The following is a 20,004-nucleotide window of genomic DNA, read 5'->3' as shown; positions in this document are numbered from 1 at the left end:
CGCCATCGGCTCGAGTCGCGCCGCCCCTTCTTTTGGCGGCTAAGCCTCCTCGGTGGGGCTTGTGCGCTCTTCGCCGATAGGCGGGCGCTTTGCGCTTTTCTTATGAAAGCTTGAAAGAAAGGGGACGCCCTGATGTATGTTATGAAGCAATCCGGCTGGCTCGAAGTCATTTGCGGCAGTATGTTTTCAGGAAAATCAGAGGAGCTTATTCGCCGCGTACGTCGCGCACAGTTTGCAAAACAAGAAGTGAAAGTGTTTAAGCCAGCCATCGACAACCGATATAGCGAAGAAGCTGTCGTTTCACATAATGGTACATCTGTCATCGCCATTCCGGTATCGTGTGCGTCGGATATCCGAAAGCATATTACAACGCATACAGACGTGGTCGCAATTGATGAAGTGCAATTTTTTGACGAACATGTCGTTGACGTTGTTCAGCAGCTCGCAGACGAAGGATATCGCGTCATTGTCGCTGGTTTAGATCAAGATTTTCGTGGCGAACCTTTTGGGCCTGTTCCAACGTTAATGTCTATCGCTGAATCGGTGACGAAGTTGCAAGCTGTTTGTACCGTCTGCGGCTCTCCTGCTTCGCGCACGCAGCGGCTCATTAACGGTCGTCCGGCGTCTTATTACGATCCCGTCATTTTAATCGGAGCGAGCGAATCGTACGAGCCACGTTGTCGTCATCATCATGAAGTGCCTGATCATCCTGCGGAAAAGAAAACAAGTACAGAAACGGCGACTCGTCCATAAGGGCGAGTTTTTTCGTATGATCGTTTATGATATAATGAAAAGTCGAGGTGAGAAAAATGTTCGATCGTTTACAGGCAGTAGAAGCCCGTTATGAAAAATTAAATGAACTATTAATGGATCCAGAAGTATTAAATGACCCGAAAAAATTACGTGATTATTCAAAAGAACAGTCCGATTTAGCAGAAACGGTACAAACGTATCGCGAATATAAATCGGTGCGTGAGCAATTGGCAGATGCGAAAGCGATGTTGGAAGAAAAGCTTGATCCGGACATGCGCGACATGGTGAAAGAGGAAATTAGCGAACTAGAAGAGCGCGAAGAACAGCTTGTTGAAAAGTTAAAAGTATTGTTGCTTCCGAAAGATCCGAACGACGATAAAAACGTCATTATGGAAATTCGCGGAGCGGCAGGCGGAGAGGAAGCGGCGCTTTTTGCAGGCGACTTATACCGTATGTACACGCGCTATGCGGAGTCGCAAGGATGGAAAACAGAAGTGATTGAAGCTCATCCGACAGGACTTGGTGGCTACAAAGAAATCATCTTTATGATTCAAGGAAAAGGGGCATATTCAAAATTAAAATTTGAAAACGGTGCCCATCGCGTTCAACGCGTGCCAGAGACGGAATCAGGCGGACGCATTCATACGTCGACGGCGACAGTTGCGTGCTTGCCAGAGATGGAAGAAATCGAAATTGAAATTAACGAAAAAGATATTCGCGTTGATACGTTTGCTTCAAGCGGTCCGGGTGGACAAAGCGTCAATACGACGATGTCAGCGGTTCGTTTGACGCACATCCCAACAGGAATCGTCGTATCGTGCCAAGACGAAAAATCACAAATTAAAAATAAAGAAAAAGCGATGAAAGTATTGCGTGCGCGCATTTACGATAAATACCAACAAGAAGCGCGCGCCGAGTACGACCAAACGCGCAAACAAGCGGTCGGAACAGGCGATCGTTCTGAACGTATTCGCACGTACAACTTCCCGCAAAATCGCGTCACCGATCATCGCATTGGTTTAACGATTCAAAAACTTGATCAAGTGTTAGAAGGAAAGTTAGATGAAATTATTGATGCGCTCATTTTAGACGATCAATCGAAAAAATTGGAGCAAGCGAACAATGAGCAGTAAAATATATGAAGTCCTGCAATGGGCTTCTTCTTTTTTCCGAGAGCATGGAAAGGAAGAAACGGCTGCCGAATGGTTATTGCGCCACCACTTACAAATGACGCGCGCGCAACTATTTGCCTCGTTGCGTGATCCAATGGATGAAGCAAGCAAGCAAACGTTTATGGCAGACGTAAAAAAGCATGCGCTACAACACGTTCCGATTCAATATATCATCGGACATGAACAGTTTTACGGTCGAACGTTTATCGTCAACGAACACGTATTAATTCCGCGCCCGGAAACAGAAGAGCTCGTTTCTCACGTGCTTGCCCGCACAACCGAAAAAGCGCTTTCCGTCGTTGATGTCGGAACAGGTAGCGGAGCGATTGCGATTACGTTATCGTTAGAACGGCCAACGTGGCATGTGTATGGCATTGATATTGCCGCTTCGTCGCTAGAAGTGGCGAAGCGAAATGCCAATCAGCTTGGCGCTTGCGTTCATTGGTTCGAAGGGGATTTACTGCAACCGATCATTGACCGTGGCATACAAGTAGATGTTGTCGTTTCTAATCCGCCGTACATTCCAGCGTCTGACATTCCAGCGCTATCGCCCGTCGTACAAAACGAACCGCTTCGTGCGCTTGTCGGTGGCGAAGACGGCTTGTTGTTTTATCGTCGCTTGATGGAACAATTGCCACATGTAGTTACCTCGCAAGCACTTATTGCATTTGAAATCGGGCACGGACAAGGGCAGGCGGTACAAACGATGTTACAGCAAACGTTTCCTTCCGCGCATGTTGACGTCCTTTTTGACATAAACAGCAAAGAGCGCATCGTCATCGCCGATCTCGCTTCCGAGTAACATCGGAAGCTTTTTTATATTTTTTCATTTTCATAGTTTATCAAACTCCTTTTCTGGTTACACTGCATAACAAGAAAGGGGAGATAAACGATGAATAAATACGTGATTATTTTATATATAACAATGATTATGATCGGTGCGCTTGTGACGATATATAGCCAACAAACAGAGGCGCAAAGCGATGTTGTGATTCCAAACGAAGCGGTACGGTTGCGCATTTTAGCAAATAGCGATTCGCCGGAAGATCAAGCATTAAAGCGTGCAGTTCGCGACGAAGTAAATAAACAAATTACGACATGGGTAAGCGATTTGACGTCATTTGAAGAAGCAAAGCAAGTTATTGCCCAACATGTGCCAGACATTGAGCAAACGGTCGCTCGTGTTCTTCAAGAAAAAAAGAGCAATCAGTCGTACAACGTGACATTTGGACGTGTATCATTTCCAACGAAAATATACGGCTCGTATGTATATCCAGCAGGTGAATACGATGCGGTATTGATTACGCTCGGAAAAGGAAAAGGAGCGAATTGGTGGTGTGTTTTATTCCCACCGCTCTGTTTTCTCGACTTTTCCACAGGTGAAGCGGTTCGTCCTGTGGAAAAACAAGTGGAACGAGAGACACCGATCGAACAAATGACTGAACAACCGCTCGTTGTGGAAGATGAACAGCAAGTAGAAGTGAAATTTTTCGTTGCAGAAGTATGGAAAAAGCTTATGCAATAACATATCCACAAAATTATCAACAAAAAGCAATAACATATCCACAATTTGTGGACAGTTGTTGAGTATTTTGTATGAATCTTTTATACTCATGAAAGAAGTGGCTGTGGAATGCTTGTAAAATGTCAATCAACAAACAAGCAACTTGAATATGTATGAGGTGAAAGCATTGAAAACACATGTGTTTTTTGTGGATAAAAATGTGGATGAGTTAAACAGTTGTCCACAAGTGACACAGGCCGCAGCGTATTTACAACGAGGCGAGCTTGTTGCTTTTCCGACAGAAACGGTGTATGGTCTTGGAGCGAACGCCATGTCCACAGCAGCTGTGGAAAACATTTTTGTAGCGAAAGGGAGACCGAGCGATAATCCACTTATTGTTCACATTGCGACAATGGAGCAGTTGCATGATATTGCTTGCGACATTCCTCCTGTTGCATACACATTGATAGAGCATTTTTGGCCTGGTCCATTAACGCTCGTTCTCCCAAAAAAAGAAGCAGTCTCTCCGCGCGTAACAGCAGGGTTAAATACGGTTGCGGTGCGCATGCCGAACCATCCGATTGCCCTTGCGCTTATCAAAGCAAGCGGGCTTCCGATCGCAGCACCGAGCGCCAATCGTTCAGGGAGACCGAGTCCGACGACGGCCAAACATGTGCTTGATGATTTAGATGGACGGATTGCCGCCATTGTTGACGGAGGACCGACGGGTGTTGGGGTTGAATCAACGGTCATTGACTGTACGACATCGATCCCGACCATTTTACGACCGGGTGGTGTGACGAAAGAAGACGTTGAACAAGTGATTGGGGTTGTGGATATCGATCGTGCGCTCGTGGAAAAAGAAGCGGTGCCAAAATCTCCGGGCATGAAATATACACATTACGCCCCGAAAGCTCCGCTCGTTGTTGTGCACGGTTCTTCTACGTTTTTACAACAGCTCGTCAATGAAAAACGTGCCAACGGTTTTAAAGTGGGTGTGTTAACGACGGAAGAAGGACGTCATACGTATGAAGCGGATACCATTATTTCGTGTGGACAACGTAGCGATTTACGCACGGTCGCTCAACAGCTATATGATGCGTTACGAACGTTCGATCAAACGAATGTCGATATTATTTATAGCGAAGCGTTTCCTCATGAAGGAATCGGTGCCGCTATTATGAATCGTCTATTAAAAGCAGCAGGGCATGAGCAAATGATGGAAAAATAACGTCTAAACTCCTTAGCGCGTGCATATGTTAACGTGAGGGCACGTCCTAAGGAGGCATTTGTATGATTGGGGAAATGATCACATTAGCGATGATGGCATTTGCGTTGGGGATGGATGCATTTTCAGTCAGCCTCGGCATGGGATTGCTTCAGCTTCGTTTGAAGCAAATTGCCTATATTGGAGCAACGGTAGGCTTTTTTCATGTTGTCATGCCTTTAGCTGGGATGACGATCGGTCGGTTGTTATCTATTCAATTAGGGTATGTTGCGACGTACATCGGTGGGGCGTTGTTGTTTGTTCTCGGTGTGCAAATGGTCATCGCTTCCTTCCATCATGAACAAGAACGTTGGCTGAGGCCTGTTGGCATCGGTTTGTTTTTATTTGCGTTTAGCGTTAGCCTTGACAGTTTTTCTGTCGGGTTAAGTTTAGGGATTTATGGGGTGGAAATGGTGCTCGCTGTGACCGCATTCGGCTTGACGAGCATGGTGTTAACGTGGATAGGGTTGCTTCTTGGGCGTCGCTTTCAACGTTGGTTAGGTACATATAGCGAGGCGTTAGGTGGCACCATTTTACTTTTATTTGCATGTAAACTATTATTTCCTTTATGAGCTGGGGCGTTTCCAGTTCTTTTTTCTTTTTTGCTCTATATTTTGTCTTACGGTTTGCTTTATAATAATAGTAAACATGTGGGAAATGATGCGAGGTGTGAATGGTGAGTCAAACGAACGTTTTGTTTGTATGCACAGGAAATACGTGTCGAAGTCCGATGGCGGAGGCGCTACTTAGACATAAACAACTGCCGCACGTACAAGTGAGGTCAGCTGGCGTTTTTGCGTTTGAGGGGAGCGATGCGTCACAACATGCGAAAGCGGTGCTCGCTGAAAAAGGGATCGATGTCGACCATCGTGCTTCGTTGCTAACAAAAGAACATATTGACTGGGCAACGTATGTATTGACGATGACCGAAAGTCACAAGCAACATGTGTTGTCTCGTTTTCCGGAAGCAGAAGGAAAAACGTTTACGTTGTACGAATTTCTTGGTGACAGCAAAGACGTTATCGATCCATTTGGGGGCTCGATTGACGTGTATCGTCAAACGCGCGATGAGCTCGAACAAGCAATTGAAAAGCTACATGAAAAGCTATAAAGCAAGGGGGATGTATGATGGGGGGAAAATACACATTTAGCTTACAAAAAAAGCTAGCCATTTTCACAACGGTATTAGCGATCATTACGTATTCAACGAGCGCCTTTTATATTTATGTGCTCTATGACTACGTCAAACAATGGCTTCCGTTTGGGGAAAATACGTTTACCATTTTAACGCTATTGCTCGGTATTTTTTGGTCTGGTGTATTGGCATATTATGCGGCGCGGTTCATTACGAAACCGCTTTCTCAACTTGAACAAGCGGCGTTAAAAGCAGCAGAAGGGGAAATTGGACAAGATGTACCTGTGCCAAAGTCGGATGATGAAATTCGTTCGCTTGCGCTTGCATTTAACGATATGTTGCGCAGTTTACGCGAAATGGTGCAAAGCATTCAACAAAACTTTGCCCATACGAATGAAAAAGTTGTCGAGATGACAAACGTGTCTCGAGTTGCGGCGGAACAAGCGGAAAACATCGCGCGCACGATTGATGAAATTTCAAAAGGAGCGGATAATTCCGCTGTTGCGATGCAAACGACAGCGGAAGCAGTAGAAGATGTATTAGCGATCGCAGGAAACGTACAACAAAAAGCGATGCAATCGGAAAAACTGTCGACCGAGATGGTTGCAAAGCTTGAAGAAAGCCGTCGCGTCATCGGTTCGCTCATCGCTGGCATTCAACAATTAGCGAAAAACAACGAAGCGTCGCTACATGTCGTGCGACGTTTAGAAGATCATGCGAAAGAAGTAGGACAAATTATTTCGCTTGTTGGGGATATTGCAGGACAGACGAATTTACTAGCATTAAACGCTTCGATTGAAGCAGCGCGCGCTGGTGAACACGGGAAAGGATTTGCGGTCGTTGCGGAAGAAGTAAGAAAGTTAGCGGATGAAAGTGCTAAGGCGGTACAAGGCATTTCCGAGCTCGTTCAAAACATTCAACATGAAGTAGCCAACGTCGTTAGCCAAATTACGGAGCAAGTAAAAAAAGCAAATGATGAAGCGAAAAAAGGAAACGAGACAAATGAAGCGATTGCACATATGAGCGCATCCATTCATGAAGTAGCAGATGCGGTCAAACAAATTGCCCAACTTGTTGATGAACAAACGAAATACATTCAACAAACATCTGTTCAATCGCAAGAAGTGGCTGCCATTGCCGAACAAACATCCGCTGGGGCGGAAGAAGTGACAGCGGCAACACAAGAGCAAACCGCGGTCATCGAAAGCATGCGAGAACTAGCAACAGAACTTGGTGAGCAAGCAGAAAAATTAAAACAAACGATTGCCCGTTTTCGTTTATAAGCATAATAAATGATGAAAAGACCGTCTCGACCCGTTAAAATGAAGAGAGACGGTTTTTTCTTTATAACGATAAGGAGGGGTTCAAACGTGAAAGTAGCAATCGCATCAGATCATGGTGGTATTCGCATTCGCGAGGAAATTAAAAAACTCATGGATGAAATGGGAATTGAATATACAGATTTTGGATGTGAATGTGAAACGTCGGTCGATTATCCAGATTACGCATTGCCGGTCGCACAAAAAGTGGCGAGTGGTGAATTTGACCGCGGCATTTTAATTTGCGGGACAGGAATCGGTATGAGCATTGCTGCAAATAAAGTGAAAGGCATTCGTTGTGCGCTCGTTCATGACGTATTTAGTGCAAAAGCAACGCGTGAACATAACGATAGCAATATATTGGCGATGGGCGAACGCGTCATCGGACCGGGATTGGCGCGCGAAATTGCAAAAGTATGGTTGACAACCCCATTTGAAGGAGGTCGTCACGAAAAACGCATTCAAAAAATTTCCGCTTATGAAAACGAGCAATAAAGGTGGGAGTATCGTGACGGACATGGAACAATGGCGTAGTCAATGGCAAAAGGCGCTTGCTGAGTTTCGTGCGCAAGTGCCGCTAACGAATCATGACGTTGTCGTCATTGGTTGCAGTACAAGTGAAGTCATTGGAGAAAAAATCGGAACAGCCGGAACGATGGATGTGGCGGCGATGTTGTTTCAAGAACTGAAACAATGGCGCGATGAAACAGGAGTGCAGCTTGCGTTTCAATGTTGTGAACATTTAAACCGGGCATTAGTAGTGGAACGACAAACCGCTGTGACAAAGCAGCTTGAAATTGTGAGCGTCATTCCTGTTCGCAACGCGGGTGGCGCAATGGCGGCATACGCATATACGCAACTTCATGATCCTGTTGTCGTTGAACATATTCGAGCAGATGCTGGCATTGATATCGGTGCTACATTAATTGGTATGCATTTAAAACATGTGGCGGTTCCTGTCCGCACATCGATTAAGCAAATCGGACATGCGATCGTTACATTTGCAAAAACGAGACCGAAGCTCATCGGAGGCGAACGCGCCGTCTATTCAGAAGAAAAGGCGAACAAATCATGTTCGATCGGTTAAATTTGTTCACTTTTTCATTTGAAAATGTGTTAAGATAAAAAAGAATATTCACACTTTAGGGGAGGATTGTCAATGAGTCGCTTGTCACAGCAAGATCCGCAAGTATTTCAAGCTATTCAAGATGAGTTAAAACGACAACAAACGAAAATTGAATTGATTGCATCGGAAAACTTCGTTAGTGAAGCGGTGATGGAAGCGCAAGGATCAGTATTAACGAACAAGTATGCTGAAGGATATCCAGGCCGTCGCTATTACGGCGGTTGTGAACATGTTGACGTCGTGGAAGAGCTTGCGCGCGAGCGTGCAAAACAATTGTTCGGAGCCGAGCATGCAAATGTTCAACCACACTCAGGGGCACAAGCGAACATGGCGGTATATTTTACAATTTTACAACATGGGGATACTGTGCTTGGCATGAACTTATCGCACGGCGGGCATTTAACGCACGGAAGCCCGGTGAATTTTAGCGGTATTCAATACAATTTCATTGAATACGGCGTTGACCCAGAAACGCACCGTATTAATTATGATGACGTTCGTGAAAAAGCATTAAAGCATAAACCGAAATTAATCGTTGCTGGGGCAAGCGCATATCCGCGCACGATTGACTTTGCGAAGTTTCGCGAAATTGCTGATGAAGTAGGCGCCTATTTCATGGTCGATATGGCCCACATCGCCGGACTTGTCGCGGCAGGGTTGCATCCAAATCCTGTTCCGTATGCCCATTTTGTCACGACAACAACGCATAAAACGTTACGCGGTCCACGCGGAGGCATGATTTTATGCCAAGAACAGTTTGCTAAACAAATTGATAAAGCGATTTTCCCGGGCATTCAAGGTGGTCCGCTTATGCATGTTATCGCTGCAAAAGCTGTGGCGCTCGGTGAGGCGTTACAAGACGATTTCAAAACGTATGCGCAAAACATTGTAAACAATGCGAAACGTTTAGCGGAAGCGCTCGTAGCAGAAGGATTTACACTCGTTTCTGGCGGAACGGACAACCATTTATTGCTCATTGACCTCCGTTCCATCGGATTAACAGGAAAAGTGGCTGAAAAAGTGCTCGATGAGATCGGTATTACAGTCAATAAAAACACGATTCCATATGACCCAGAAAGCCCGTTTGTCACAAGTGGCATTCGCATCGGTACAGCGGCGGTAACAAGCCGTGGCTTTGGGCTTGAAGAAATGGATGAAATTGCGCGCATCATTTCGATTGCGCTCAAACATAAAGACGATGAACAAAAATTAGACGAAGCGCGCCGTCGCGTTGCTGCATTAACGGAAAAGTTCCCATTGTACGTATAATAATAAAGGTGTCCCAAACGAAAGGGGCACCTTTTCTTCAGTTGAATCATCCGTTGTTTTTATGTAAAATTTACAAGAATGCATATTACAAAAAGGGGCGACTGACATGAGTAAAGTGTACGTATTTGATCATCCGTTAATTCAACATAAGCTTACATACATTCGCGACAAACATACAGGAACAAAAGAGTTTCGTGAGCTTGTTGAAGAAGTGGCGACGCTCATGGCGTTCGAAATTACGCGCGACTTGCCGCTTCAAGAAGTTGACATTGAAACGCCTGTTAGCAAAGCGAAAGCGAAAGTCATCGCAGGCAAAAAGCTAGGGATCATCCCGATTTTACGTGCAGGAATCGGAATGGTTGACGGTATTTTAAAGCTTATTCCAGCGGCGAAAGTTGGACATATCGGCTTATATCGCGACCCAGAGACGTTAAAACCGGTTGAATATTACGTGAAACTTCCGACAGATGTCGAGGAGCGCGACTTCATTGTTGTCGATCCGATGCTTGCGACAGGGGGATCAGCTGTTGAGGCGATTCATGCGCTCAAAAAACGCGGGGCGAAAAACATTAAATTTATGTGTTTAATCGCTGCACCAGAAGGAGTCGAAGCGGTGCAACAAGCGCATCCAGATGTCGACATTTACATTGCCGCGTTAGACGAAAAATTAAACGATCACGGCTATATCGTACCAGGTCTTGGTGATGCTGGAGACCGTCTATTCGGAACGAAGTAAGGTGGGCATCATGAACAAACGAAAAGTGATGACGATTTTTGGGACGAGACCGGAAGCGATTAAAATGGCTCCGCTCGTGTTAGAGTTGCAAAAATATGAAGATATTGAGTCGATTGTAACTGTGACAGCACAACATCGCCAAATGCTTGATCAAGTGCTCGATATTTTCGGCATTCAACCACATTACGATTTAAACATTATGAAAGAGCGTCAAACGCTTGTCGATATTACGACAAGGGCGCTCGCTGGTCTAGACGATGTGATGAAAAAAGTACAGCCTGACATCGTTCTTGTCCACGGCGACACAACGACGACATTTGTCGCGAGTCTAGCGGCATTTTACAACCAAATTGCTGTCGGGCACGTGGAAGCAGGACTTCGAACATGGAATAAGTACTCTCCGTTTCCAGAAGAAGTGAATCGACAATTGACGGGCGTATTAGCTGATTTGCACTTTGCTCCGACCGCGAAAGCAGCTGAAAACTTGCGCGCAGAAAATAAGCCAGAACAATCCATTTTCATTACAGGGAATACAGCGATTGATGCATTAAAAACAACGGTGCGTGAAGCGTATACGCATCCGATTTTACAAAAAGTTGCAGGAGGTCGGATGATTTTATTGACGGCGCATCGTCGTGAAAACCTTGGTGAACCGATGCGAAATATGTTCCGTGCAGTGAAAAGGCTTGTCGAAGATTACGATGATGTGCAAGTCGTGTATCCTGTTCATTTAAATCCTGTCGTGCGCGAGTTAGCGAACGACATATTAGGAAACGATGAACGTATTCATTTAATCGAGCCGTTAGATGTGATCGACTTCCACAACTTTGCGGCAAGAGCACATATCATTTTAACGGACTCAGGTGGCGTGCAAGAAGAAGCCCCTTCGCTTGGTGTGCCTGTCCTTGTGCTACGCGATACAACGGAACGCCCGGAAGGCATTGACGCAGGAACGCTCAAGCTAGCTGGAACGGATGAACAAACGATTTATGCGCTAGCAAGTGAATTATTAACAGACGAAAGAGCATACGAGCAAATGGCGAAAGCGTCAAACCCGTACGGTGATGGGTGGGCATCAAAGCGGATTGTTGAAGCGATTCGTTACTATTTCAAACAAAGTGATGTTCCACCAACGCCATTTCAACACGAAAAAGGGATGTCATAATGCATCCTTTTTTCTTACCAAAAATTTTCCCTGATTTTGTGATTGAACGCATTGACATCAGGTTTTCACTATTGTATGCTTACAAAGGGACAAAGATAACCTTTTTAAAAATACAGTAAATTCTGAAAATGAAAAGTGAGGCTTTCGTATGCGACCACATGAGCGCCATCCGTTTCGAGCGATCGGTTTGATGACGGCCATCTCTTCCCAGCTTGTCGGTTCCGTTTTAGTTGGGATTTTTGGAGGACGGTTTGTCGACGAACGTTTTGGCACCGAACCGCTTTTTTTAATTGTCGGTTTGCTTCTCGGTTTGGCGGCTGGTATTTATGCGATGATTCGCCTCATTCGCTCATTTTTTTCAGGAGAGGAAAAATGAACGAGCTACAGCAACATTGGCGACGTCACAAATCATACATACTATACTTGCTGGCGGTTTACGTGCTTGGTTGGGCGTTTACGCCTTATTCGCAAACGTTTTCAAGTTTGTTTCTCGGAACGGTTATCAGCCTGTACAATGGTTGGACGATGGTGCGGAAAGTGGAACGATTTGGACAAGCGGTTGCGTCTGGACAAAAAGCGCGCTCGCTCGGCATGATGTCGCGCATGGCTGCGGCTGCGCTCGCTGTTTTTATTGCTTTTCGCTGGCCAGAGCAGTTTTCTATTGGGTGGATCGTATTGGGATTAATGACATCTTATATTGTCATTATAATAGATTTCTTTTTCCAAAAAACGAAAGGGGAAGAGAGGTGAGTACAGATGCATCACGAAGCTCCTTTATACACGTTGTTTGGCTTAACATTTAACTTAGCCAACGTATTAATGATTACGGTTACATCCGTTATTGTGTTTGTCATTGCCGTATTAGCAACACGCAACTTAGCGATGAAGCCAACGGGCATGCAAAACTTCCTTGAATGGGTCATGGATTTTGTCAAAGGCATCATTAAAAGCAACATGGATTGGAAAACGGGCGGACGCTTTCATATGCTTGGCATGACGCTCATTATGTACATTTTTGTGGCAAACATGCTCGGTCTGCCGTTTTCAGTCGTCATTGACAATAAGTTGTGGTGGAAATCCCCAACAGCTGACCCGGTTGTGACGTTAACGTTGGCAACGATGGTTGTGGCGTTATCGCACTACTACGGCATCAAACTTAACGGCTTTAAAGAATATGCAAAAGGGTTCGTTAGCCCGATGCCAATTTTGTTCCCGCTCAAAATCATTGAAGAATTCGCCAACACATTAACGCTCGGTCTCCGTTTATACGGAAACATTTTTGCGGGTGAAATTTTATTAGCGCTCTTGGCGGGAAGTTTAGCGACAGGAGTCGGCGGAACGATTGCGGCGATCATTCCAACGATCGCATGGCAAGGATTTAGTATTTTCGTCGGCGCCATCCAAGCGTTCATTTTCACAATGTTAACAATGGTTTATATGGCACACAAAGTGAGTCATGACCATTAATTTTCATACACATTCATTTCAACATAAAAAAATTGAAGGAGGACTTTTCAAATGGGTGTATTAGCAGCTGCAATTGCAATTGGTTTAGCGGCACTTGGTGCTGGTATTGGTAACGGTTTAATCGTATCTCGTACAGTAGAAGGAATTGCACGTCAACCAGAGGCGCGCGGTATGTTACAAACAACAATGTTCATTGGGGTAGCGTTAGTTGAGGCGATTCCAATCATCGCGGTTGTTATCGCGTTCATGGTTCAAGGTCGCTAGAACTGAGCGCTCGTTCGAGACGAGCTATAACTGCATACGGAAACGAAACTCGTTCAACAATGGCGAAGATCATTCCATGAGAACCTTCGCCATTCCTTTATGTTCGTACGCACACGTTCCGATCATTCGGGCGATTTTTGAAGGGAGTGAAACGCGCGGTGGTAAACATGTTTGTATTAGGCGCTGGTGGACATGGGTTCAACGGCGGCGATATTGTGTTCCAATTAGTCATGTTCTTATTGCTCATGTTTTTGCTTCGTAAATATGCGTTCGGTCCGTTAATGGGCGTCATGAAACAACGTGAAGAGCATATTGCGAACGAAATTGAGCAAGCAGAAAAGCATCATCAAGAAGCGAAAAAGCTTGCGGAAGAGCAACGTGAATTAGTGAAAAAATCACGCCAAGAAGCGCAAGCGCTCATCGAAGAAGCTCGCAAACTCGGCGAAGAACAAAAAGAACAAATCATTCAAGCCGCTCGCCAAGAAGCAGAGCGCCTAAAAGAAGCGGCGAAAAAAGAAATCGCACAAGAAAAAGAACAAGCGATGGCAGCGTTGCGCCAACAAGTCGCTTCGTTATCCGTACTTATTGCATCAAAAGTTATTGAGAAAGAATTGAGCGAACAAGATCAAGCGAAGCTGATTAACGAGTACATTCAAGAGGTAGGAGAAAGCCGATGAACAAACAGGTCGTAGCGAAACGATATGCGTCGGCACTTTTTGAAATTGCAAAAGAACAGCAGCTTCTTGATCAGCTCGAACAAGAACTTCGCGTCGTTAAACAAGTGTTTGCACAAAATGAGACGCTTCTTTCTGTGTTAAACCATCCAAAAATTGCGTTAGCGAAAAAGAAAGCGCTCGTTCAAGAAGCATTTGCAAACATTTCGACGGTGTTGCAACATACGCTCATGTTGCTTTTAGATCGCCATCGCATCGACATCGTCAACGATTTAGCTGATGCGTTTATTGCGCTAGCTAATGAAGCGCGCGGTGTAGCTGAGGCGATCGTTTATTCCGCTCGTCCATTGACGGAAGATGAAACGAATGCGCTTGCAGACGTGTTTGCGAAAAAAGTCGGCGTCGATACGCTTCGCATCACAAACATCATCGATAAAGATGTGATCGGTGGCGTCAAAGTGCGCATCGGAAACCGCATTTTCGACGGAAGCGTCAGCGGAAAATTAGCAAGATTACAGCGACAGTTAACTCGCTAACATTTATAGATAGGGGTGAAATGCATGAGCATCAAAGCGGAAGAAATTAGCGCGCTGATAAAAAAGCAAATCGAAAACTATCAGTCTGAAATCGAAGTGAGCGATGTCGGCACAGTCATTCAAGTCGGTGACGGAATCGCTCGTGCTCATGGCCTCGACAACGTTATGTCAGGAGAGCTTGTTGAGTTTGCCAACGGCGTCATGGGATTGGCGCTAAACTTAGAAGAAAACAACGTCGGTATCGTTATTTTAGGACCGTACACAGGCATTAAAGAAGGCGACGAAGTACGTCGTACAGGTCGCATTATGGAAGTGCCAGTCGGTGAAGCGTTAATCGGTCGTGTCGTAAACCCGTTAGGACAACCAGTTGACGGGCTTGGTCCAATTGAAACGACAGCAACCCGCCCGATTGAAAGTCCAGCGCCTGGCGTCATGGATCGTAAATCTGTTCATGAGCCATTACAAACGGGAATTAAAGCGATTGACGCGCTTGTGCCAATCGGTCGCGGTCAGCGTGAGTTAATTATCGGAGACCGTCAAACAGGTAAAACGTCCGTTGCGGTAGATACAATCATCAACCAAAAAGGTAAAAACATGATTTGTATTTATGTGGCGATCGGACAAAAAGAATCAACCGTTCGTAACGTCGTTGAAACGTTGCGTAAATACGGGGCATTAGATTACACAATCGTCGTTACAGCGTCTGCGTCACAACCAGCTCCGCTTTTATTCTTAGCGCCATATGCGGGCGTAACGATGGGCGAATACTTCATGTACAAAGGACAACACGTTCTCGTTGTATATGATGATTTATCAAAACAAGCAGCAGCTTATCGTGAGCTTTCGTTATTATTACGCCGTCCGCCAGGTCGTGAAGCGTATCCAGGTGACGTATTCTACTTGCATTCTCGCTTGCTTGAGCGCGCAGCAAAATTAAGCGATGCAAAAGGTGCAGGTTCGTTAACAGCGTTGCCTTTCGTTGAGACGCAAGCGGGCGACATTTCAGCATACATTCCAACGAACGTCATTTCCATTACAGACGGACAAATTTTCTTGCAGTCTGATTTGTTCTTCTCAGGCGTGCGTCCAGCGATTAACGCCGGTCTTTCCGTATCGCGCGTCGGTGGAGCCGCACAAATTAAAGCGATGAAAAAAGTATCAGGTACGTTGCGTCTTGACTTAGCGGCATATCGTGAGTTAGAGGCGTTCGCGCAATTCGGTTCAGACCTTGATAAAGCGACACAAGCAAAACTTGCTCGCGGTGCGCGCACAGTTGAAGTGTTGAAACAAGGTTTACACGAGCCGCTACCAGTAGAAAAGCAAGTAGCGATCATTTACGCATTAACGCGCGGGTTCTTAGATGATATTCCAGTCGAAGACATTCGCCGCTTTGAAAAAGAGTTCCATGCATGGTTAGATAAAGACGAAAACGGTCAAAAACTAATGGAACATATTCGCACAACAGGCGATCTTCCAAACGAAGAAGACTTCAACAAAGCAATTGAAGCGTTCAAAAAGACGTTTGTCGTATCGGAGTAAGAAACGTAAGCGGAGCAGTTAAGCTGTTCCGCCCCCTTTCAACAATTGAGCGAAAAAGGTGGTGAAACCTTTGGGAGCATCGTTACGCGATATAAAAGCGCGCATTAACACAACAAAAAAGACGAGCCAAATTACAAAAGCGATGGAAATGGTCTCGGCATCAAAATTAAACCGTGCGGAACATAATGCAAGATCGTTTACGCCGTATATGGAAAAAATTCAAGAGGTCGTAGCGAGCGTTGCGCTCGGAAGCAACGACGCTTCTCATCCGATGCTTGTAAAGCGTCCAGTCAAAAAGACAGGATATTTGGTTATTACATCTGACCGTGGTTTAGCTGGCGCCTACAACAGCAACGTGCTTCGTACCGTTTTTCAAACGATTCAAGAGCGTCACCGTTCGCCAGAAGAATATGCGATTATTGCGATTGGTCGCGTCGGTTTAAACTTCTTTAAACGCCGCAACATCCCGGTAGCTTTACATATTACCGGCTTGCCAGACCAACCGGCATTTGCGGATATTAAAGAAATTGCGAACAAAACAGTAAACATGTTTGCAGATGGTACGTTCGATGAGTTATATATGTTTTACAACCATTTCGTCAGCGCCATCCAACAAGATGTCACAGAGAAAAAGCTATTACCATTAACGGATTTAGCTTCCGATAAAAAGTTAACGACATACGAATTTGAGCCGTCACAAGAAGAAATTTTACAAGTGTTGTTGCCACAATACGCAGAAAGCTTAATTTACGGTGCATTGCTCGATGCGAAAGCGAGCGAACATGCAGCGCGGATGACAGCGATGAAAAACGCAACAGACAACGCAAAAGAATTGATTCGGACACTTACACTTTCTTATAACCGTGCCCGTCAAGCAGCGATTACGCAAGAAATTACAGAGATTGTTGCCGGAGCGAACGCATTGCAATAAGATTGATTAGCAGTTAGGAGGGAAAACGATGGCAAAAGGACGCGTTATTCAAGTTATGGGTCCTGTTGTAGACGTAAAGTTCGAAGACGGACACTTACCGGCGATTTACAACGCCCTAAAAATTAAACATAAAGCGCGTAACGAAAAAGAAGTCGATATCGACTTAACGTTAGAAGTAGCCCTTCACCTTGGGGACGATACAGTGCGCACAATTGCGATGTCAACGACAGACGGATTAGTGCGTGGAATGGAAGTTATCGATACAGGAGCACCGATCTCTGTTCCTGTCGGTGAAGTCACGCTCGGACGTGTATTCAACGTACTAGGTGAGCCGATTGACTTAGGAGAAGAAATCCCAGCAGACGCTCGCCGCGATGCAATCCACCGTCCAGCACCAAAATTTGAACAACTTTCTACACAAGTTGAAATTTTAGAAACAGGGATTAAAGTTGTCGACCTTCTCGCGCCTTACATTAAAGGTGGAAAAATCGGTTTGTTCGGCGGTGCAGGGGTAGGAAAAACAGTTTTAATCCAAGAGTTAATTAACAACATCGCGCAAGAGCACGGTGGTATTTCTGTATTCGCCGGCGTTGGTGAGCGTACGCGCGAAGGAAACGACTTGTACCACGAAATGAAAGACTCTGGCGTTATTAACAAAACAGCGATGGTATTCGGTCAGATGAACGAGCCACCTGGAGCACGTATGCGTGTAGCGTTAACAGGGTTAACAATGGCGGAATATTTCCGTGATGAGCAAGGACAAGACGTATTGTTCTTCATCGACAACATTTTCCGTTTCACACAGGCAGGTTCGGAGGTTTCTGCGTTATTAGGACGCATGCCTTCAGCGGTAGGTTACCAACCAACACTTGCGACAGAAATGGGTCAATTACAAGAGCGTATTACATCAACAGCTGTCGGTTCGGTTACATCGATTCAAGCGATTTACGTACCGGCGGACGACTATACAGACCCAGCACCAGCGACAACGTTCGCACACTTAGATGCGACAACGAACTTAGAGCGTAAATTATCTGAGATGGGTATTTACCCAGCGGTAGACCCGCTTGCATCAACATCTCGTGCGCTTTCTCCTGAGATTGTTGGAGAAGAGCATTACCAAGTTGCTCGTAAAGTACAACAAACGTTGCAACGCTATAAAGAATTACAAGACATTATCGCCATCCTTGGTATGGATGAACTTTCAGAAGAAGATAAACTTGTCGTTCATCGCGCTCGTCGCATTCAGTTCTTCTTGTCACAAAACTTCCACGTCGCTGAACAGTTTACAGGGCAGCCAGGTTCATACGTACCTGTAAAAGAAACAGTTCGTGGCTTTAAAGAAATTTTGGAAGGAAAATATGACCATCTTCCAGAAGATGCGTTCCGCTTAGTTGGTCGCATTGAAGAAGTGATTGAAAAAGCGAGAAAAATGGGCGTAGAAGTTTAATAAGGGACCGAGGAGGATTTTTTCATGAAGACGATTAAAGTCAGTGTCGTAACTCCGGACGGCCCAGTATATGAAGCGGATGTGGAAATGGTGAGCGCTAAAGCGCAAAGCGGCGAACTCGGCGTGTTGCCAGGGCACATTCCGATGGTCGCACCGCTAGAGATTGGCGCGGTTCGTTTAAAAAAAGGAAACGCAACTGAACTTGTAGCGGTGAGCGGTGGCTTTTTAGAAGTTCGCCCTGATCGTGTGACGATTTTGGCACAAGCAGCAGAACGTGCAGAAAATATTGACGTGGCACGCGCAAAAGCAGCGAAAGAGCGAGCTGAACGCCGCTTACAAGCAAAGCAAGAGGATATTGATCATAAGCGTGCGGAATTAGCTTTACGCCGTGCGATTAACCGTTTAAATGTGGCGAATCGTAACTTTTAACCCTAAGAGCATCGTCTCTTAGGGTTTTTGTTTATTTTTGGAACAAGTTTTATCGACACATATGTGAAGAAGTGATATAATGTTATCGGTTACAGTCGTAATAGTATGATGTTTTCGAAAAATGTGTATAAAGTCACAAAGGGGTGGGGCATCGTTGAACGTTTATGTAAACAGTTATGTAGTCGTCTTTGTGTTTCTTTGTTTAGGTATTTTACTTCCAATCGTTGCGCTCACAGCGGGACGTTTTCTTCGTCCACATGCACCGAATGCAGCGAAACAAACAACGTACGAAAGCGGATTGGACCCTTTCCACGATTCGCGCGTGCAATTTAACGTACGGTATTACATTTTTGCGTTATTGTTCGTCATTTTTGATGTAGAGACTGTATTTTTATATCCGTGGGCGGTCGCGTTTGAAAAACTCGGTGCATTTGCGCTCATCGAAATGCTTATTTTCGTCGTCATGTTGTTAATTGGACTTGTGTATGCTTGGAAGAAGAAGGTGTTAAAATGGATGTAAAATTGTTAAACGTATCAGATCAGGAAATGGAAGAAATGCGTCGCAATGTGTTTTTAACGACATTAGAACAGTTAAAAGCATGGGCGCGCAGCAATTCATTGTGGCCGTTGACGTTCGGTCTTGCCTGTTGCGCCATTGAAATGATGGGGGTCGGTTCTTCACATTACGATTTAGATCGCTTTGGATCTTTTTTCCGTACGTCACCTCGTCAATCTGACGTCATGATCGTCTCCGGAACGGTGACAAAGAAAATGGCGCCTATCGTTCGCCGTTTATACGATCAAATGCCTGAGCCGAAATGGGTCATTGCGATGGGCTCTTGTGCGACAGCAGGCGGGCCATATGTGAAGTCGTATTGCGTCGTCAAAGGTGTCGATCAAATTGTACCGGTTGACGTATACATTCCGGGCTGTCCGCCAAATCCAGCTGCATTAATTTATGGCATTAATAAACTAAAAGAAAAAATTCGCTATGAAGCGAAAACGGGAAAGAAGGTGCTGTAAATGAGTGATGAAAAAGATTTACAGCAACTAAAAAAAGAAGCAGCGGAACGGGCGAAACAATTAGCAAAAGAGCGATTGGCAGCAAAACAAGCAGCCGAACAAACTGAGCCATCGCTCGAAAGCGAAGATGACCTTGCGCTTGCGAAGAAAAAAGCAGCGGCAGCAGCGAAAGCAAAAGCAGCAGCATTGGCGAAACAAAAAGCTGCGGAGACAGGGGAAATAAGCGAAGAAGAATTAGCGAAGAA

25 protein-coding genes and 1 pseudogene are annotated in these 20,004 nt (G+C 45.2%); all 26 read left to right on the top strand.

The window, feature by feature from the left end:
* Positions 1–132 precede the first annotated feature (132 nt).
* Entirely contained in the window at positions 133–753 is a 621-nt protein-coding gene (locus LD028_RS10345) for a thymidine kinase (RefSeq protein ID WP_237811763.1), read from the top strand.
* Between the two features lie 56 nt (positions 754–809).
* Positions 810–1,886, top strand: coding sequence for a peptide chain release factor 1 (prfA, locus tag LD028_RS10340; protein WP_006320978.1), 1,077 nt, complete (start codon positions 810–812; stop codon positions 1,884–1,886).
* Positions 1,876–2,727, top strand: a complete 852-nt coding sequence (gene prmC, locus LD028_RS10335; protein ID WP_237811762.1) for a peptide chain release factor N(5)-glutamine methyltransferase — start codon at positions 1,876–1,878, stop codon at positions 2,725–2,727. The genes prfA and prmC overlap by 11 nt, the downstream gene beginning before the upstream one ends.
* 90 nt (positions 2,728–2,817) lie before the next feature.
* Positions 2,818–3,450, top strand: coding sequence for a stage II sporulation protein R (spoIIR, locus tag LD028_RS10330; protein WP_237811761.1), 633 nt, complete (start codon positions 2,818–2,820; stop codon positions 3,448–3,450).
* Between the two features lie 148 nt (positions 3,451–3,598).
* Positions 3,599–4,660 (top strand): L-threonylcarbamoyladenylate synthase, encoded by a 1,062-nt coding sequence (locus LD028_RS10325; RefSeq protein WP_237811760.1) that lies wholly within the window; start codon positions 3,599–3,601, stop codon positions 4,658–4,660.
* 62 nt (positions 4,661–4,722) lie between these two features.
* Entirely contained in the window at positions 4,723–5,268 is a 546-nt protein-coding gene (locus LD028_RS10320) for a manganese efflux pump MntP (RefSeq protein WP_237811759.1), read from the top strand.
* Positions 5,269–5,369: 101 nt separating this feature from the next.
* Positions 5,370–5,807 carry a low molecular weight protein arginine phosphatase gene (locus LD028_RS10315; RefSeq protein ID WP_006320970.1) on the top strand — a complete coding sequence of 146 codons (438 nt, stop codon included), beginning with the start codon at positions 5,370–5,372 and terminating at the stop codon, positions 5,805–5,807.
* A 17-nt stretch (positions 5,808–5,824) separates the two neighbouring features.
* Positions 5,825–7,114 carry a methyl-accepting chemotaxis protein gene (locus LD028_RS10310; protein WP_370642787.1) on the top strand — a complete coding sequence of 430 codons (1,290 nt, stop codon included), beginning with the start codon at positions 5,825–5,827 and terminating at the stop codon, positions 7,112–7,114.
* 87 nt (positions 7,115–7,201) lie between these two features.
* Complete coding sequence (gene rpiB / locus LD028_RS10305) at positions 7,202–7,645, top strand: ribose 5-phosphate isomerase B (protein ID WP_006320966.1); 444 nt, start codon at positions 7,202–7,204, stop codon at positions 7,643–7,645.
* Positions 7,646–7,667: 22 nt separating this feature from the next.
* Positions 7,668–8,237, top strand: coding sequence for a TIGR01440 family protein (locus LD028_RS10300; RefSeq protein WP_370642790.1), 570 nt, complete (start codon positions 7,668–7,670; stop codon positions 8,235–8,237).
* Between the two features lie 72 nt (positions 8,238–8,309).
* Positions 8,310–9,545, top strand: coding sequence for a serine hydroxymethyltransferase (glyA, locus tag LD028_RS10295; RefSeq protein WP_041639136.1), 1,236 nt, complete (start codon positions 8,310–8,312; stop codon positions 9,543–9,545).
* A 106-nt stretch (positions 9,546–9,651) separates the two neighbouring features.
* On the top strand, positions 9,652–10,281 hold the full coding sequence (upp, locus tag LD028_RS10290) for a uracil phosphoribosyltransferase (RefSeq protein WP_006320960.1): 630 nt from the start codon (positions 9,652–9,654) through the stop codon (positions 10,279–10,281).
* Positions 10,282–10,291: 10 nt separating this feature from the next.
* Positions 10,292–11,446: a non-hydrolyzing UDP-N-acetylglucosamine 2-epimerase gene (gene wecB / locus LD028_RS10285; RefSeq protein WP_237811757.1), complete on the top strand. Its 1,155-nt coding sequence runs from the start codon at positions 10,292–10,294 to the stop codon at positions 11,444–11,446.
* Positions 11,447–11,594: 148 nt separating this feature from the next.
* Positions 11,595–11,822, top strand: coding sequence for an AtpZ/AtpI family protein (locus LD028_RS10280; protein ID WP_004893022.1), 228 nt, complete (start codon positions 11,595–11,597; stop codon positions 11,820–11,822).
* On the top strand, positions 11,819–12,196 hold the full coding sequence (locus tag LD028_RS10275) for an ATP synthase subunit I (RefSeq protein WP_237811756.1): 378 nt from the start codon (positions 11,819–11,821) through the stop codon (positions 12,194–12,196). The genes LD028_RS10280 and LD028_RS10275 overlap by 4 nt, the downstream gene beginning before the upstream one ends.
* 6 nt (positions 12,197–12,202) lie before the next feature.
* Positions 12,203–12,913, top strand: coding sequence for a F0F1 ATP synthase subunit A (atpB, locus tag LD028_RS10270; RefSeq protein WP_006319877.1), 711 nt, complete (start codon positions 12,203–12,205; stop codon positions 12,911–12,913).
* A 51-nt stretch (positions 12,914–12,964) separates the two neighbouring features.
* Positions 12,965–13,177, top strand: coding sequence for a F0F1 ATP synthase subunit C (atpE, locus tag LD028_RS10265; RefSeq protein WP_003253662.1), 213 nt, complete (start codon positions 12,965–12,967; stop codon positions 13,175–13,177).
* Between the two features lie 167 nt (positions 13,178–13,344).
* A complete protein-coding gene (gene atpF / locus LD028_RS10260; RefSeq protein ID WP_035019917.1) occupies positions 13,345–13,854 on the top strand; it encodes a F0F1 ATP synthase subunit B in 510 nt (169 codons plus the stop codon).
* Positions 13,851–14,387 (top strand): F0F1 ATP synthase subunit delta, encoded by a 537-nt coding sequence (locus tag LD028_RS10255; RefSeq protein WP_012576186.1) that lies wholly within the window; start codon positions 13,851–13,853, stop codon positions 14,385–14,387. The genes atpF and LD028_RS10255 overlap by 4 nt, the downstream gene beginning before the upstream one ends.
* Before the next feature lie 24 nt (positions 14,388–14,411).
* Entirely contained in the window at positions 14,412–15,926 is a 1,515-nt protein-coding gene (gene atpA / locus LD028_RS10250) for a F0F1 ATP synthase subunit alpha (RefSeq protein WP_006319888.1), read from the top strand.
* A gap of 70 nt (positions 15,927–15,996) precedes the next feature.
* Positions 15,997–16,857: a F0F1 ATP synthase subunit gamma gene (locus LD028_RS10245; RefSeq protein WP_237811755.1), complete on the top strand. Its 861-nt coding sequence runs from the start codon at positions 15,997–15,999 to the stop codon at positions 16,855–16,857.
* Between the two features lie 28 nt (positions 16,858–16,885).
* The gene (gene atpD, locus LD028_RS10240) at positions 16,886–18,307 is read left to right on the top strand and encodes a F0F1 ATP synthase subunit beta (RefSeq protein WP_004893005.1); all 1,422 of its coding nucleotides are present in this window, start codon (positions 16,886–16,888) and stop codon (positions 18,305–18,307) included.
* 24 nt (positions 18,308–18,331) lie between these two features.
* The gene (locus tag LD028_RS10235) at positions 18,332–18,736 is read left to right on the top strand and encodes a F0F1 ATP synthase subunit epsilon (protein ID WP_006319892.1); all 405 of its coding nucleotides are present in this window, start codon (positions 18,332–18,334) and stop codon (positions 18,734–18,736) included.
* A 121-nt stretch (positions 18,737–18,857) separates the two neighbouring features.
* Entirely contained in the window at positions 18,858–19,256 is a 399-nt protein-coding gene (locus tag LD028_RS10230) for an NADH-quinone oxidoreductase subunit A (RefSeq protein ID WP_237811754.1), read from the top strand.
* Complete coding sequence (locus LD028_RS10225; protein WP_006319894.1) at positions 19,247–19,759, top strand: NuoB/complex I 20 kDa subunit family protein; 513 nt, start codon at positions 19,247–19,249, stop codon at positions 19,757–19,759. The genes LD028_RS10230 and LD028_RS10225 overlap by 10 nt, the downstream gene beginning before the upstream one ends.
* Positions 19,760–20,004, top strand: a pseudogene (locus tag LD028_RS10220) (NADH-quinone oxidoreductase subunit C); the annotation flags it as partial.

Origin of the sequence: Anoxybacillus sp. LAT27, from assembly GCF_022030075.1 — a bacterium.
GTDB lineage: Bacteria > Bacillota > Bacilli > Bacillales > Anoxybacillaceae > Anoxybacillus > Anoxybacillus kestanbolensis.
Note: the sequence above shows the minus strand (reverse complement) of the source record. Positions and strands in the feature narration are given on the sequence as shown.

Excerpts from the sequence above, each read along its gene's own strand:
- LD028_RS10345 (WP_237811763.1), top strand. The coding sequence starts at position 133 with ATGTATGTTATGAAGCAATCCGGCTGGCTCGAAGTCATTTGCGGCAGT.
- prfA (WP_006320978.1), top strand. The coding sequence starts at position 810 with ATGTTCGATCGTTTACAGGCAGTAGAAGCCCGTTATGAAAAATTAAAT.
- prmC (WP_237811762.1), top strand. The coding sequence starts at position 1,876 with ATGAGCAGTAAAATATATGAAGTCCTGCAATGGGCTTCTTCTTTTTTC.
- spoIIR (WP_237811761.1), top strand. The coding sequence starts at position 2,818 with ATGAATAAATACGTGATTATTTTATATATAACAATGATTATGATCGGT.
- LD028_RS10325 (WP_237811760.1), top strand. The coding sequence starts at position 3,599 with ATGTATGAGGTGAAAGCATTGAAAACACATGTGTTTTTTGTGGATAAA.
- LD028_RS10320 (WP_237811759.1), top strand. The coding sequence starts at position 4,723 with ATGATTGGGGAAATGATCACATTAGCGATGATGGCATTTGCGTTGGGG.
- LD028_RS10315 (WP_006320970.1), top strand. The coding sequence starts at position 5,370 with ATGGTGAGTCAAACGAACGTTTTGTTTGTATGCACAGGAAATACGTGT.
- LD028_RS10310 (WP_370642787.1), top strand. The coding sequence starts at position 5,825 with ATGGGGGGAAAATACACATTTAGCTTACAAAAAAAGCTAGCCATTTTC.
- LD028_RS10300 (WP_370642790.1), top strand. The coding sequence starts at position 7,668 with ATGGAACAATGGCGTAGTCAATGGCAAAAGGCGCTTGCTGAGTTTCGT.
- glyA (WP_041639136.1), top strand. The coding sequence starts at position 8,310 with ATGAGTCGCTTGTCACAGCAAGATCCGCAAGTATTTCAAGCTATTCAA.
- upp (WP_006320960.1), top strand. The coding sequence starts at position 9,652 with ATGAGTAAAGTGTACGTATTTGATCATCCGTTAATTCAACATAAGCTT.
- wecB (WP_237811757.1), top strand. The coding sequence starts at position 10,292 with ATGAACAAACGAAAAGTGATGACGATTTTTGGGACGAGACCGGAAGCG.
- LD028_RS10280 (WP_004893022.1), top strand. The coding sequence starts at position 11,595 with ATGCGACCACATGAGCGCCATCCGTTTCGAGCGATCGGTTTGATGACG.
- LD028_RS10275 (WP_237811756.1), top strand. The coding sequence starts at position 11,819 with ATGAACGAGCTACAGCAACATTGGCGACGTCACAAATCATACATACTA.
- atpB (WP_006319877.1), top strand. The coding sequence starts at position 12,203 with ATGCATCACGAAGCTCCTTTATACACGTTGTTTGGCTTAACATTTAAC.
- atpE (WP_003253662.1), top strand. The coding sequence starts at position 12,965 with ATGGGTGTATTAGCAGCTGCAATTGCAATTGGTTTAGCGGCACTTGGT.
- atpF (WP_035019917.1), top strand. The coding sequence starts at position 13,345 with ATGTTTGTATTAGGCGCTGGTGGACATGGGTTCAACGGCGGCGATATT.
- LD028_RS10255 (WP_012576186.1), top strand. The coding sequence starts at position 13,851 with ATGAACAAACAGGTCGTAGCGAAACGATATGCGTCGGCACTTTTTGAA.
- atpA (WP_006319888.1), top strand. The coding sequence starts at position 14,412 with ATGAGCATCAAAGCGGAAGAAATTAGCGCGCTGATAAAAAAGCAAATC.
- atpD (WP_004893005.1), top strand. The coding sequence starts at position 16,886 with ATGGCAAAAGGACGCGTTATTCAAGTTATGGGTCCTGTTGTAGACGTA.
- LD028_RS10235 (WP_006319892.1), top strand. The coding sequence starts at position 18,332 with ATGAAGACGATTAAAGTCAGTGTCGTAACTCCGGACGGCCCAGTATAT.
- LD028_RS10230 (WP_237811754.1), top strand. The coding sequence starts at position 18,858 with ATGTGTATAAAGTCACAAAGGGGTGGGGCATCGTTGAACGTTTATGTA.
- LD028_RS10225 (WP_006319894.1), top strand. The coding sequence starts at position 19,247 with ATGGATGTAAAATTGTTAAACGTATCAGATCAGGAAATGGAAGAAATG.